The sequence below is a fragment of the Acinetobacter sp. V91_7 genome, from assembly GCF_031799075.1.
GTDB lineage: Bacteria > Pseudomonadota > Gammaproteobacteria > Pseudomonadales > Moraxellaceae > Acinetobacter > Acinetobacter calcoaceticus.
Genome location: NZ_JAVQNT010000043.1, coordinates 135,849 through 149,932, shown reverse-complemented (window position 1 = coordinate 149,932; position 14,084 = coordinate 135,849). Strand labels below are relative to the sequence as shown.

Sequence of the window (14,084 nt, the reverse complement as noted above, 5' to 3'; positions counted from 1 at the left end):
CATCTCAAGCTATTGATACATACTTATTAAATTAATAATTTCTTTTATCCAATGTTTCGCGTTCCAATGATTGAAATGAATAATTGTAAAATTTCTAGTTTAGTTCTTCCACTACTAATAATATTTATAAAACTATTGAAATTAAATTTAACTAAAGAGCCTAATCTAGGATTAAATAAAATAACATCGTCCCATTCTTGTATTCTACCCTCAAGAGACCCAGCATAACTTAATAACCAATATATAGAGATTTGACGATAATCTGCCGCGGAGAACCTCCGATTAGTACATTTTATTTCTATCAAAGTGGTTCCTATCGAGAAGTCTCCTTGACTAGTTGATATCCACTCAAGCCCAGGTATTGTGGGACTAAGTTTGATATTATTTTTAGAATCTGTTGATAATTTTATCAATGTACTTGCTATATTTTCTCCAACTTTTTCAGCTATTCTTTTATCGACATCAGCTATATAGCTGGGTGTTACAGCATCATAAAATAATTTTTGTCGTTGAATTGCTGAATGAAAGCATTTTTCCCAATCAATTTGCCCAAACTCTATTAATTGTTCACCAGCAGAAAATCCTAGTTCAAAAAGCATAGCTGGCTGAAGACTCGTACTTTTTATAAGTGCAAGAGGAATTGGCTCAACAATATCTTCAGTATAAGAATTAAAATGAGTGACTAAACCAGATGTAAGCTGTGGAAATATTTCATCAAAAATTCCGGGTATATTACGCGCTACTGTTCTAGGATCATATTGCATCAGCAGCTCCAGATGCCCAATCTAGAAAAATTTTCGAAAATTGAAGCTCATGTAATTCAGGATTTTCAATACCTAATAACCATGAGGTTTCAGAATTTGACTTAAGTTGAGCTCTCATTCCATTGCCTTGATCTCCGAACTTATAAGAAGCCAACCATAATAGCCGTTGGCTGTTTTTATCAAGCCGGCTCCATTTATTTCGCAAATCTGTAAAAGCATTCCTGTCATGCCAATGACGCCAACAATCTATACAAGCACGCTTAATTGTTTCTGAATTTGTTTGCATATATATATTATGGATAAATTTTGATCGCTCAGGAGTGTTTTTAAAGCGAAGACAACGTAAGAAGTGAAGTAAATTAGTATCTACTTCTAGTAGATGGGCTGAATTAAGAATCAGCTTATCAATTAAAATATCAATACCCGAACTAATAGAAGTATAGTTTTTATCACTTCTTAAGTGAGATATTCCTCTCATTATTGTAGACCATGATGATCTAAAAGCATGGATATTTTGTACATTTAACAATGTTGATGCCAATTCAAGAGCAATTGCAGGCTCCTGAAGACGCATTGTTCTACCTATTTGAGTAATTAAAAAAGAATCAGGGATTGATTTCTCCAGTTCACGATTAAGTAAATAGCGAATTTCAAGACTTTCCACAGTTTCTTTAAGAATCTGATAATCTTCATGTGGATTATCAGAATAAGGATCGAATTTAAGATCGATAGCTCTTAACTTAGAACTTTCCTCATCATGATCACCTAACTGAGCTGAAATATAATCAACATAATTCTTAGCGGACAGAAATACTGTCTTTGTTTTATTTATAGTGAGGCCATAATTAGATAAGGAATGTGCAAGTACACTAAGTGCCTTATAGGCTTCAGCATATGATTTTGCAATTAATACATAATCATCAACATAGCGATACCAATCTATACCCGCATATGTCATAGCCTCATCAATATATTTTAAGAAAAGTTCTGCTAGGATTCTCGCACCTTGGCCTCCAACAGGTAGACCAAATGAACGTCCTGCAGAAAACTTTCCTAGAAGAGCGTTAATTTGCTTGGCTATTATTTCGCCTTCGCCACCTAAATCACAGATGAAGTTTTCAATATGATGGTGTGAGAGTTGATTATAAAAACTTGAAATATCTGTTTGTACAATTACGGAATTTTCATCAGCTAACTGAGCCTTATCTAAAGTCGTTTTTTTATATTTTCTCCAAGTATATTCTGGGTCAAAAAGCTCATCTTTTCCATTCGTTATAAACCTATACGAGAAGGTGCGTGGAGATCGTAATGGTTCTAGTGTTTCTGCAATAGAGATTCCTAAGCCATTAAAGTAAATATTCCAAAAAGGGTGAATTTTAGTTACTACTCTGAAACCAGCAGGTCCGGAAGGAGCAATTAATCGTTCACTAAACACATCGAGGGCAGTTATTTTTCGGCCATTTTCTTTCTGGGGTCCTTTCCTAAGTTTCTCATAAAATGTAGATGCCAAATGAGCTAATTCCTCAGCTTTATCGCCACAAAATTTAGTATCAATATCAAAAGGTAATGTATCATTATCACCATGCGTAGCAATTTCAAGTGCCGCATGCTTAAAATGATCAAAAGAAGGTGATAGCAATTTTTATCCTCCAATTCGTAAATTGGTTTTATTTATATATAATTATGTTTTATATAGTAAAATCATAAAAATCAATAATTATTTTAATAGTTGATAATTTTACTTACCTTTAAACATTCTAGTAATGGTTTTATATAAGGTTCTTTTAACAATTACTCTTTAGCTTCAATATTAATCATTTTGAAATTATTAGTGTTATCAATATACCTGAGGGCTGAATTAATATTTTTCCAACCTACATATTGCATAAGATCCTTAAAATCCCAACCATTAGAAATTGCCCAGTTAGCAAAGCCACGACGTAAAGAATGGGCACTATAGAGTTCAGCTGCTTCAATTCCAGCTTCAGAAAAAATACTTCGAATAAGAGGAGCCAAGCTATCAATATGAAGCGGATTAGATGAGACTTGTCCCCAGCGATTAATTGATCTAAATACTGCTCCAGAAGTCAATCCACTTATATGAAGCCAATCTAAATAAGCTCTGGTAGGGCAGAGTTGGTTTAATTTAGGAACCTGAAAATAATGACCATCTAATTTTCTATCTCCTTTATTTTTTGCAAGATAACAACGCAATCCCTCAGCGTTAATTTCTATATGCTCTATATTTAATTGTATGAGCTCATCACCTCGAAACCCTCGCCAAAAACCCAATAATAATAATGACTTATTTCGAATATAGCGAAGTTGTTTTGTCCGATCTTCCGTAGTTTTAGACTGCTCAATATTTCTATCAAGATAATCCAGAGTTTCTTTTAATTGTATAAGCTGTAGGGGCTTAGCTTGTTTTTCCTGAACGGGATGTATGGCTTTAATCCCTTTCAAAACTTTTTTTACAATTGGGGCCTTTGTTGGATCTGGAAAACCCTGCTCTATATGCCATTGAGACAAAGCAGCTAACCTTTGTTTAAGTGTGTTAATAGCCAACACACCAGCGTAATCGGTTAAGTAATGGGCAACTTGCTCTGCTGTAGCTGGTAAAAAACCTTTCCATTCAATTTCATAATGCTGAATTGCTATTGCATAACTTTTTTGAGTGTTCTCACGTATTGAGGCCTGCAAGTAAAAATCAATTTTATCCATTTTAATTTATCCACAGCCAGCAACTTAAATAAAACTACCAAAGAGACGGATCACTATATGTAATGCTTTGAACATGAAAAGCAGTATATTTCAATATAATACAGGATAATGTCTTATTATCCTGTATTAAAAATTAAATTATTCTCAATTGATAATCCAATAAAATTATTATGTTATTATGTATTACGTAATACAGTATGATTAATAAAAGAGGAATGAGTCATGTCTAGATCAGGTTTAACTAAAAACAAGGTTAAGCAGGCAAGAGATATACTTATCTCTCAAAAAAAGTATCCATCTGTTGATGCTGTTCGAATTGAACTTGGTAATACAGGTTCAAAAAGCACAATACATAAATATTTGAAAGAATTAGAAGAAGATGAAGAGCAGGGTATTGGGCAGAATCACTCTATTAGTGAAACTATACAAAGTTTAGTAACAAGATTAGCCGAGCAACTTCATATTGAGGCAAATATTGAGATAGAAAAAGTCATAGAGACTAATCAGATAAATGAGGAAAAACTCAAAGAAGATGTGGAAGCTTTACGTAATGAATTAAGTCAAACAAAAATGGAGCTTCAAGAACGTAATGAAAGAGTGATTGAACAGCACGAAATTAACAATGCATTAAAATCCTCTCTGGATAAGGAAATCATTACTAAAAACCGCCTTGAACAGCAAGTTATTAGTTTGACTGAATCATTGGAACAACATAAAGAATACTTTTCTAATTTAGAAGAAAAATTTAAACATGCTCAACAATCTTTAGAGCACTACAGAGAGTCTGTCAAAGAACAACGCCAACAAGATATACGCCGACATGAGCACCAGATTCAGTTACTTCAAGCCGAGTCTAGACAATTGCAACAAACAATTATTACAAAACAAGATAAGTTAAATGAAACTTCTTTAGAAAATACAAAGTTAAAAACGCAATTATCAATTTTGACTGAAAATCATAAAACTTTCGATAAAACCATTAGTGATTTAGCCTCAGAACTCGAAAACATTAAAAAACGCGAAGCTTCTTTATCATTATCATTACATAGTCGTGATGAGAGTTTACAAAAGTTAGAGAACCAGTTAAAAGTAGCAATTAAAGAAAAAAATCATTTAGAGTTAAATAATAAAGAGCTTGAAAAGCAACTGATTACAAGTCAAGTAAAATTTGAGATGCAGCAAAAAATGCTAGCTCAATTACAAGAGTTACTTGCTAAAATAAAAAGATAGGTTCTGTTTTATAACTTATCTTTTGAACAGAAATATAAAAATTAAGCTGTATAATTAATCGTCAGCAGATAACAAATAAATATCATCTGCAGATAAACCATCTTTTACATAAAGTTGAGGAATGTGCATTTCATCAATACCTTCAAGCATCAAAGCAGCTTTCGCTTGATTGAAAGATTTTTGAATTGAATGACCAAAGCTTATTGAAGAATAAAATTGAGCTGAGAATTTTTGTGCAGCCTCATCTGAAATACTTTGGATCATTCCTATTGCACATTCAACGTGTTCTGTAACACGTGATGCCTGATTATAAGAAAAACATGTATTAAAAAAAACTAATCTTAAGTTGTCATTAGCTACGCTCATTGCTTGGACTATTGCATCCAGAGAAACTAGTCTTGTTTCATCATTATTACCCATTAGAACTAGTTCATCATTTGCACTACCATGCCCACTAAAATGAACAATAGTTGGTTCGCAAGTATTCATGTAGTGAAGAATATCTCCAGGGCGTACAGCCCATTTTGATTCAAATACAATTGAATCACGATGTTGAGCTTTTAGAATTTGCTCTTCAATAGATCTTACTTCTATGTCTAAACTTAATTGATGTTGATCTCGAGGATTAGAAGCCATAAATAAAACTTTAATTTTTTTAGGTAATTCTTTTAATTTCTTGATTTCAATATCGTGAATTCGGACACTGTTGGAAAGATTTGCCATCACTCTTGCTTGTTCTCTGTTGGCTCGGTCTGTCTTTAGTTGATTTTGTTTAGAAATTTTCGTTTCTTCATTTGTAATTTTTTTAGAATATTCATTTTTTTTATTTTCAAAGCTAGCGATTTCTTTTTCAATCTTAGCTATATTCGCTTGAAATTTAGCAATATTACTATTACATCTTTCAATTTCTCTCATTTTAGATGTAACAGTGGATAACGAGTTAGAATTCCTAATTTGACGTTGTAATGATTGGATTCTGGAGTTTTCTTTTGAAATATTCTCAGATTCTTTACTTTTCTTTATTTGAGATGCAGAAATTTTTTTTGAATAATCTTGAAAGCTATTTCTATAAGAATCTAAAAGTGACATAAGCTTTATTCCTACTAATTTTTAATTAATATAATTGAAATTTAAGAACTTTTGAAATATATTAAGTTAAATATTTTTTATCCATCAATACAATAAAATCAAATGCTAATACTGCAAGCTAAAACATAGCGAACGATGTTATCTCAATTACAAAATTTAATTATGCACCTTGAACCAGAAAGAAAGTTATGAAGAATTATGAGAGGTTATTGAAGATTTTTTTTAATTTACTTCCTTTTCATACAATAATCGGAAAGGAATTATAGACATTAAAAGATAACGATTGTTTAATAAATACAAGATTTAGGATAAATAAAACATGTATAAAAATGCTTCCAATTATATAGAATCCATATTTGAATTATTAGAGCCGAACCTTATTGGATTCTATAACCAATTTGAAGTTGTGACAGTATTTGCTTCATCTAAAGAGGAATCTCAACCTTTCAATATTTTGACTATAGTTGTTGCTCAAGAAGAAGAAACGAAGGAACTTCAACCAGAAACTTTTTTGTCACCAAAACCATTAAAAATTAAAGGGGTAAAAGATTATTCTTTTGGAATAGTAAAATATGCTTTAAATCTTGATGATACAAAAGATCTTCTCTCAGGCTTATCTAAAGACAATGTATGGGGAGCTAATCAACGCATCTTGGCTTTCTCTAAGAATCTTGAACTTATTCCAAGAATATTTGTTCCAGCCGATTCAACTGAGACTGTTCCACTTAATAATCTTTTAAAAAATAATTTTTGGAGTGGTTCACATGTTTTTGAATGGTTTGATACAGGTAAAGACAAGCTTAAGTTTTTCTTTGATAAGCCAGGTCTATTGCAAACACTGTCCGAGGAAATTAATAAATTTATACCTATTAAATTAGCGAGTGTATCAGACCGATTAGGAAATCTAATTATTCAATTGCCAGTTTCTATAGCTATTACAGATGTGCATCATACAAAACAAGGTAATGCATTAACTTTAAAAATAGCTTGGCATCCAAAAGCATCAACTGAGAATAAAAACCTAATTTTTAATTGTATTCGTTTGAATGATGTGACATGCCAAGATTTTTTTTCTAGTCGAGTTGATATCAACAATGAATTGATAATACCAATGGAGCATGTGAGGGGAGCACATCGGTACTACTTATGGGATGATGATAAAAAAATCTTACTGGCAGCTTCTGCAGAAAGCTCTTTTATGCATGAAATTTCTTTAAATAGTGCAATGATTCAACATGAACCTAGAGGTTTTTACATAAAAAATAATGATTCTAATAGAGAATTAATTAGGCTTAACGTTGTTAGGAACCATACTTATAATATAAACCCTGATAAAAATGAGTCAAAGGAGCTAAGCCATACATGGATAACTCAAAGATTGTATGAACATGAAAAAGCCGATTTATTAAATCAAAAAAAACTGATCCAATATAATCGCAATCAGTCCGCTAAAGCCTATAATGATCTTAGAAGCCTTATACAAATATATGGTCAAGAATCAATTTACCTGTGGGATCCTTATTTAGCACCCCAAGATATCTTGCAAACATTATTTTATTGTTCACATGCTCATTCAGCTTTAAAAGCTATTACAGAATTAGTGAGTCCTCCTAATCACGATAGCCAAGTAAAGAAAACTTTAATAACGGATTACCATCAGGAGTTAGAAGATAGCTGTGAAAATAAATTTGGTTTGAATTTAGAATTTAGAGCGAAGATAGGTAAGCATGGATGGTCGTTCCACGATAGATTCATAATTTTTCCTAAAACTATAAATGGACCAAGAGCTTGGTCATTAGGAACTTCAGTAAACAGCTTAGGTAAAACACATCATATTTTTCAGGAAGTCTCGGATGGTCGTTTAATTGCTGATGCATTTGAACAGTTATGGGTAGCTCTAGATCATCAGGAATGTCTAGTATGGAAATGTTAGAAAAAAATAAGACGTTTTTTAAAGCCTTGTTTACAGATGGTTTAGAAAATGTCCATGCTATTGCGCCTCATGTAGCTTTGAAATTGATTACGGAAATTTCAGAGGATATTCCATTTAAATACTCCAATAACGAACTCAGAGAAATCGAAAAAGGGTTACTACAAGACTATCTATTTTTGGAAAATTTTGATGATAAAAAATATAGGGGATTAATTAATTCTCTTACTCAAGATGAACAAAGTATATTAAAAGGCTTATTAAAATGGTTAATTAACGAATTAAAAAGCTGGGATGAAGCTAAATGTTCGGTCTCATTACTATCATTGATTTTTATAATCTCTGACATGCTATCTGAAAATTTATGGGAATTAATACCACCAGATTTAATAAATAATTCACAGTTAAATGAGTTTTTAGAGGGAAGGTTTGGTCGCTTTCATTATGATATTGTAATTCCTCAACACCAGCATGTACCAATTTGGGAAAAAGAAGCAGTACAACCATATATGGCCGCAATAAAGGAAAGAGATTGGTTATATATGGCTAATAATTGGCATCTATGGGGACGCTCTCCAAAATTTGGTAGAGCCAATATTTTTCAATATCAGATATTTTTATATTTATTAAAATATTCACAAGGAAGTTTATTATTAGCTATTGAGAAATATGAGGATTTCTTTAGTCTTATGCTTATTTGTAGAGAGCATGATTTTTCTTTACTGCAACGATTTAAACTAGCATGTGATACCACAAATGAGCTTTTTAGATTTTCTTTGCTATTTGCCTTGGAACTCAACAACAGTCAATATAATAATTTAACAGATAAAGAAGCTGACTTTTTTGCACGGGCTTTGCAAAAAATGAGTGGTAATCTTAATCAGCTTAGCCTTTGGTTAATCATATTCAATCGTTACTTAGTTAGATTTCAAATTCTAGCAGAAGGATTTGGAATTTATTTGGCTAAGTATGCTTCTGAAAGAGAGATTGATCTTTATTTAGAATCAATAAAGTTGGATGCTATAAACCTGCAAAATGGCTATGACGACTCAAGAAGAATCTTAAACACGACATTTCAAAAGTTTGCAACATTAGCTGACATTGCTATCAGAGAAATTTTCTGGAGCAAGTGTTATAGGAAGTGGTTAAATTGGAATTTTGGACAAGCAGAAGACCATTATCATTTATATTCAATAAACTTGACTAATCTAGATTATGCAATAGTAGGATATTTTATTGAATGCCAAGATCAAACTGGCAGAGAACAAGTAGTCAAAAGTATTCTAAGAGATGTCGACAGTATTTTTACTAAAAATTGGTATGCTTCAGAAAGTGAGATTAAGACACAGTTTTACAATCTATTGTCGAAATTACAAACTGTTAGTCATGCAATTGAAATTATTGAGGGAGAGCAAGGACCTTGGATAATGCAATCTAAGAGGGTATATTTATCTACTCGTTTTCAGGTTGATGACAGATATAAAATTGCTTTTGATTTAGATCATTTGAAGCCATAAAACAAATAATGTAAAATATCTATATTAAAAACAGCATCTTAAAAAGAATGCTCATTAATAAAAAACACTAAATTTTAAATATATTTTGATAGTTTTTTCATAAAAACAACAATAACAGAAACTTGCAAGTAGTATCTTAAATATCAGTACTATTTACATTCCTTATGGGGTATAAATATGAATAATCTTAAAATTAGTTTAGTCCCAAATAGAAAAAAAATTAAAGAAAATGATATTGAGTTATGGCCAACTTTTGATGAAATGAGCCTGACCGAAAAAACTAAGAAAATCTATAACTTAAGAAAAAAAGGTGTTTATTTATATGTTGCTGGGGCTTCAGATGAGAAATTTAGAGATGAAATAGGTCTAAGTAAGAAACAAATTTATAGACTTATAACAGAAAGGTGTATCCAAATACATCCTGATGGAAAAATTTATGGTTGGCGAGGCCTAATTCCAAATATAAATTTAAAAAAATATACTAGAATTAAGCAGTTTACGGATAATAGTAATGATTATAGTGGGATATTAAACTTTATTTTTGAAAATAACCCTACTCTAAAAGAAAAATTTGATAGTAGAATTCTTAAATCACCATCAAAAAAAAGAATTACTAGCTTAAATATAAATAAGAAGGATTTATGGAAATGGCTACTCACTGAATTTAAATTATTAGGCTTTGAAGTTAGAAATGAATGGCCATTCAATACACAATATAAAGGATATATAACTATTATTAAATATATTAATAAGATACGTTTAGAAAATCCAGAAAAAACAATAAAAATCAATAGTGAAGATAGTTTTAGAAAAATAATAGCAGGGGATGGGGTTAATAGGCCAGTTACATATCCGTTCAATAGGGTAGAGATGGATGCCCATAAGATAGATGGAAGATTTTGTATTTTAATTCCCGATTTATATGGTAATAATATTCCCACAATTATCCATAGAATTTGGGTAATCGTTCTAATAGATGTCTTTAGTCGAGCTGTATTAGGCTATCATATTTCATACAATAAAGAAGTAACGCAAGAGGATACACTTAAAGCAATCAGAAAATCTCTATCAGTTTGGATTCCAAAAAAAATATCTTTAATAGGAATGAGCTATAAAGAAAAGGCAGGATTTCCTTCATCAATATCAGAAAAATTTGTGGGAGTAGGCTGGGATGAAACTTGTGTAGATGGTGCAATGGCAGAAAATAGCCATCTCATAGAGAAAGTCTTAAATGAAGTAGTTGAGTCAAAATTAATTTCTCCTAAAAGTAGTCTGCAGAATTACACTAAAAGAAATAGTAAAGATGATAGACCATACATAGAATCATTTTTTAAGCAGTTGGCGGCAAATGGATTTCAAAGATTAAATAATACAACTGGTAAGGATCACCAAAGTATAGTAGGTCGAAATCCTGAAGAAATTGCTCTTCAAGGTCAATTCCAGGTTGAATATGCTGAAGAACTGATTGATGTAATTATCGCAAATTATAATGCGACACCACATACGGGTTTAAATTATCAAACGCCACTAGAATTTCTCGAAAAGATGGCAGAAAAAAATTTAAACAACTTACGTTATGTATCCTCGTTAAAAATACAAAACATATTAAGTTATAGAAAAAAATGTAAAGTGAATGGAGATATAAAAAAAGGAAGGGCGCCTTTTGTTCATTTTGCGGGAGCAAGATACACGAATGAAATTTTACGACAAAGGTATGATCTTGTCGGAAAGTATATTTGGGTAATAAACCATATTGAGAACGACTCAAGAATTGCATTAAGCTCAACATTACAGGGGGATTCATTAGGCATCTTAAGAGTAGGACCACCTTGGGACAAATTGCCTCATAGTCTTTATGTCAGGAAAATAATAAATACTGCGAAATATAAAAAAATTCTGGATTTCAGTAATAATAATGATGCTATAAGTACTTTTTTAAATTATTGTGAGACAAATACAAAGCTTCCTATTCATCCTGCCTATCTGGAAGCTAGACGCATACTTATCGAAAATGCTGAAGAGCAGATTGGTGAGTCGATACTCGAAAGAGCAAAAGATAATTACAAGCAAAAAAATTCTAAATCTAAGACGATTAAAAATAAAAGAAATGAAATAAGCGAAGCTAAACAAATACCTATTGAAGAAGATATCTATTTAGAAGACCTACCAAAACGACGTAAAGTACGTCAATAATTTAAATTAATAACATGGATGAATAATTATGAAAAATCAAATAAATAGCTTTTCAAGATCTCATCCAATCATTACGCAAGAGTATGCAATTTTCACTCCACCTATGGAACATATGATTAAAACTATAGGAGATTGGATAGATCAACGTGTAAGTGGAGGGTATATATACGGCCCATCAAGATTTGGTAAATCTAGAACATTAAAATGGTTTTTAAGACATGAGTTGGAACAACGCTATAATTGTTATATTCCACTAATTATCTGGATAAGAAAAGATTCAGTTATGAGCGAGGGAGAATTTTGGAATCAATTATTAGAAGCATCAAAATATGAATTATCGGATCCGATTAAGCCTAAAACTAAAGTAGTCGCCAGAAGTTTATTTGAGAAAAGAATTAAAACAATTGCAGATTTTTCAGAATGTAACTATGTTGTACTTGTAATAGATGAAGCACACGAAGTAACGTTAAAAGAATGGAAATGGCTTTTAGGCCTACAAAATAATTTAGATAACGAAGGTATTCGTTTAAGTATTTTTAGCATAGCTAGTCATAGTATTTTATTTCAACCCAATTATCTAGCTCGTACAGGCAATCCTCACATTGCTGCTAGATTTTTCGCGGTTGATATGAGATTTGATGGAATAAAGCGTATGAAAGAATTACATTATATCCTTCAGGGTTATGAAGAAGATTCTGAATGGCCAGAAAATAGTAACATAACGTACTTCCAGTATTTTGCACCAAATTTTTATAAAGAGGGCAAAAGACTAAGTAATCATACAGCTATCATATGGGGAGCTTTTGAATCTCTATTTCCTGTAGAGTTAGATGTAAGAAAACGGACTAAAATTTCCCTTGAAATTCCAATGCAACATATTGCATTAACAATTGAAAAAGTATTACGTAATTTACTTGATGCGGATAGTTGGGATCATATTGAGGATCCAAATTATTGGATAGAAGTTATTGCATCAACAGGTTTTTCAAAACATATGAAAATGATTGTTAATCCTGCATAGGTACAATATATGGTTAATAAATATAAAAATCAACCAGGTATAAATTGGAAAAAAAACTCTGCGTTATTAAGTGAAACTATAGAGAGTTTTGCAGCAAAATATTGCTTTTTAAATCATATTAAACCAGCTAATTTTTATGATAATCTATATGATTTAATAGGGAATTATTTAAAATATGATAATATAAAAGTAGAATCATTACTAAAAATTTCAGAAATTTTCCATGAACCATTAGATACTATTTCATCTATATTTACAAATAGTTACTTATATAACTGTACGCCTATAAATAGGTTACTACGATTTGAGGTAGACCATTTTAAAACTTTAAGCTATTGTCCTAAATGTATTAAAAGTGGGTATCATTGCAAAATACACAATTGCTTTTGGCTTAAAGTATGCCCAATTCATAATATTAAACTTTGCCAAATAAACTTATATGAACTCCATGATAACGCGAAACCTTTTACCTATTTTTCTATCAAAATCCTTACTCTTACTAAACTATTTATAGATAATTGTAAGGGCTGGCCATTTAATAAAAGCAATAATTTAGATTTATCAAATATTTACAGTATTGAGAATTGGTTTTATAATTGTAAAAAAGTATATTCCCAATATGAAACTATTAAATTGGAATTAGGAGTAAGTCCATTTAGATATCCTGTAGATTATTTTGGTTTTATTTTGAATATTTTAAATAATTTACATGAGATTCCAATAAATATACGTGACTGGATGCCTCATTCAAATAATACATTCAAAGTGAATAGAAAAATATTTAATTTTAAAAATGATTTAAGATTAACTTTCAATGGAATAAAAATTAAAAATATTATTGTATTGTATCTGTTTAACTTACAAAAAATTAGTTTTTTAACAAACAAAAAACTTTATCAATTTATTCTTGATCAAATAATTAATATTGAAAAAATACATCAGGAAAAAAGATGTTTATGGAGTAATGATAATAGTTATTCAAATTGGTTTTTATTAAAGAATGATCTAATTCACTATAATAGTATATATCAACCATGTATTTTTGAATATGCAATTCAAAATTCTAAAACAACATGGCTTAATCCAGAATTAAAAGATTTATCATATTATAGAGAGCTAATAAAACTTTGCAATGAAACATGTATAAAGCTTATTGATAACAATTTAGCTTTTTATGATAAAGACAATGATAATTTATATTCATTTAATACTATTCAATTTTCATGGGAAAAAGAAATTATACATTTTTTTGATCACATCCTTATGGGGATGGCCGAATGTTATTTTTATTCTTTAACTCAGTGGTTACAGATGATGACTAGTCCTAAGAATCAAAAAGGTAAATTCCAAAGCTCAAACTTTATGGATTTCGCCATGTCACAGATATATTTAAAATTTAACAGTGATAATTCATGTGAGGTAATGAGCATAGAAGGAGTAAATAAGTAATTCTAAGAAAGAAGTAACAAGTTGAGTTAGTTTTTAATACTAGAATTAAATTCTCCCATATTAGTTAACTAATAACAAAATATTGAATTAATTTATATTTTTCTAACGTAAGTAACAAGTTGAGTTAATTTTAAACTCAAGAAGTAACAAGTTGAGTTAATTTTTAAAAA

The 14,084-nt window shown here is 30.5% G+C and carries 10 protein-coding genes; 6 read left to right on the top strand and 4 right to left on the bottom strand.

The window, feature by feature from the left end:
• Positions 1-44: 44 nt before the first annotated feature.
• The 3 genes from RMB03_RS15605 to RMB03_RS15595 form a co-directional block, all read right to left on the bottom strand.
• On the bottom strand, positions 45-764 hold the full coding sequence (locus tag RMB03_RS15605) for a hypothetical protein (protein WP_151766622.1): 720 nt from the start codon (positions 762-764) through the stop codon (positions 45-47).
• Positions 754-2,403: an RNA-directed DNA polymerase gene (locus tag RMB03_RS15600; RefSeq protein ID WP_311076852.1), complete on the bottom strand. Its 1,650-nt coding sequence runs from the start codon at positions 2,401-2,403 to the stop codon at positions 754-756. The genes RMB03_RS15605 and RMB03_RS15600 overlap by 11 nt, the downstream gene beginning before the upstream one ends.
• Before the next feature lie 152 nt (positions 2,404-2,555).
• On the bottom strand, positions 2,556-3,485 hold the full coding sequence (locus tag RMB03_RS15595) for a site-specific integrase (RefSeq protein ID WP_151766624.1): 930 nt from the start codon (positions 3,483-3,485) through the stop codon (positions 2,556-2,558).
• Positions 3,486-3,707: 222 nt separating this feature from the next.
• Here RMB03_RS15595 and RMB03_RS15590 point away from each other — a divergent pair, with 222 nt between their 5' ends.
• Positions 3,708-4,715, top strand: a complete 1,008-nt coding sequence (locus RMB03_RS15590) for a DNA-binding protein (protein WP_151766625.1) — start codon at positions 3,708-3,710, stop codon at positions 4,713-4,715.
• A 54-nt stretch (positions 4,716-4,769) separates the two neighbouring features.
• Here RMB03_RS15590 and RMB03_RS15585 read toward each other — a convergent pair whose 3' ends face one another.
• The gene (locus RMB03_RS15585; RefSeq protein ID WP_311076851.1) at positions 4,770-5,804 is read right to left on the bottom strand and encodes a CHAT domain-containing protein; all 1,035 of its coding nucleotides are present in this window, start codon (positions 5,802-5,804) and stop codon (positions 4,770-4,772) included.
• A gap of 319 nt (positions 5,805-6,123) precedes the next feature.
• Between RMB03_RS15585 and RMB03_RS15580 the strand changes: the two genes are divergently transcribed.
• The 5 genes from RMB03_RS15580 (at position 6,124) to RMB03_RS15560 (ending at position 13,914) form a co-directional block, all read left to right on the top strand.
• Positions 6,124-7,737: a VPA1262 family N-terminal domain-containing protein gene (locus RMB03_RS15580; RefSeq protein ID WP_151766627.1), complete on the top strand. Its 1,614-nt coding sequence runs from the start codon at positions 6,124-6,126 to the stop codon at positions 7,735-7,737.
• Positions 7,725-9,251 (top strand): hypothetical protein, encoded by a 1,527-nt coding sequence (locus RMB03_RS15575; RefSeq protein ID WP_151766628.1) that lies wholly within the window; start codon positions 7,725-7,727, stop codon positions 9,249-9,251. Before RMB03_RS15580 ends, RMB03_RS15575 begins: the two co-directional genes overlap by 13 nt.
• Before the next feature lie 177 nt (positions 9,252-9,428).
• The gene (locus tag RMB03_RS15570) at positions 9,429-11,444 is read left to right on the top strand and encodes a hypothetical protein (protein ID WP_311076850.1); all 2,016 of its coding nucleotides are present in this window, start codon (positions 9,429-9,431) and stop codon (positions 11,442-11,444) included.
• A 28-nt stretch (positions 11,445-11,472) separates the two neighbouring features.
• Entirely contained in the window at positions 11,473-12,465 is a 993-nt protein-coding gene (locus tag RMB03_RS15565; protein ID WP_151766602.1) for an ATP-binding protein, read from the top strand.
• A 9-nt stretch (positions 12,466-12,474) separates the two neighbouring features.
• Entirely contained in the window at positions 12,475-13,914 is a 1,440-nt protein-coding gene (locus tag RMB03_RS15560; RefSeq protein ID WP_311076849.1) for a hypothetical protein, read from the top strand.
• Positions 13,915-14,084: the final 170 nt, after the last annotated feature.